The sequence below is a fragment of the Pokkaliibacter plantistimulans genome (assembly GCF_003194385.1).
Taxonomy (GTDB): Bacteria; Pseudomonadota; Gammaproteobacteria; order Pseudomonadales; family Balneatricaceae; genus Pokkaliibacter; species Pokkaliibacter plantistimulans.
Map to the genome: position 1 here is coordinate 1 of NZ_LAPT01000180.1, position 1,266 is coordinate 1,266.

Sequence of the window (1,266 nt, forward strand, 5' to 3'; positions counted from 1 at the left end):
AAGACAAGGACAGCCTGCTGGCAGAAACAGGCCATACCCTCGGCCTCAAAGACATCAGTCTGGATATCGAAGGTGGCAAGACCTTCGTCATCATGGGGCTGTCCGGCTCCGGCAAATCCACGCTGATCCGCCACTTTAACCGTCTGATTGAACCCACTGCCGGTGACATCAGGGTGGACGGGCAAAGCGTGGTGGCAATGAACGATAAGGAGCTGCTGGAGTTTCGTCGCCACAAGATCAGCATGGTGTTCCAGCGTTTTGGTCTGCTGCCACATCGTAACGTGCTCGATAACGTGGCCTATGGCCTCAGGGTGCAGGGCGCAGACCCGGCGGAACGACAGCGTAAGGCACGTCACTGGATAGACGTGGTCGGGCTGGCAGGCTATGAAGCCGCCTATCCGGACGAACTGTCGGGGGGCATGCAGCAACGGGTCGGACTGGCTCGTGCACTCTGTACCGACCCCGACATCTTGCTGATGGATGAAGCCTTCAGTGCCCTCGATCCGCTGATCCGTCGCGAAATGCAGGATCAGCTCATCAGTCTGCAAAACAGCCTGCACAAGACCATCGTGTTTATCACCCATGATCTGGATGAGGCCCTGCGCCTGGGCAATCGCATTGCTATTCTCAAGGACGGTGAAATCCAGCAGGTTGGCACCCCACAGGAAATCCTGCTGCATCCGGCCAACGCCTACGTCAATGCTTTCGTTCAGGACGTCAACCGTACCAAGGTACTGACGGCCGGTCTGGCACTGGCGGCGGCCGACGTGTTCGACAACACCGCCGTGTTCAATGCCCGCACCCCGGCACAGGAAGCGTTACGCCAGTTGCAGCAATGCCCGGACAGTCACGGCTTTGTCGTTGATGATCAGCAGCATCTGCTGGGCGTCGTACAGCAGCAGGCACTGAGTCAGTGTGATGGTCAGCAGCCACTGGCCACACTGGTCCATCAGGTCGATGCGGTGGCCGAAGATGCCTTGCTGGAACAGGTAATGGAGCAGGTGGCTCATGCTGGCCATGGCATCCCGGTGGTGGACGGTGAGCAACGCCTGACCGGAATTCTGACCGCCGAAAGCACGTTGCAGGCCCTGACCGACGAGCAGCGTGGGCAGGCCAGCCCGGTAACCGCAGCGGAGTCTGAGCGAAAAGCCAGTTAGCATTACCCATCGAGATGGATGGAGCGCATTGCCTGCCCTTAACAGGCTATTGAAAAACGTTATCGAGACAGCCGAGACAAGGAAGCACCCCGAGGGCACAAGAAACAGG

General features: G+C 58.8%; 1 protein-coding gene. It reads left to right on the forward strand.

From position 1 onward, the window contains the following. A partial coding sequence (locus WH50_RS25565) for a quaternary amine ABC transporter ATP-binding protein (RefSeq protein ID WP_110190285.1) occupies window positions 1-1,157 on the forward strand: 1,157 nt, incomplete at its 5' end. Window positions 1,158-1,266: the final 109 nt, after the last annotated feature.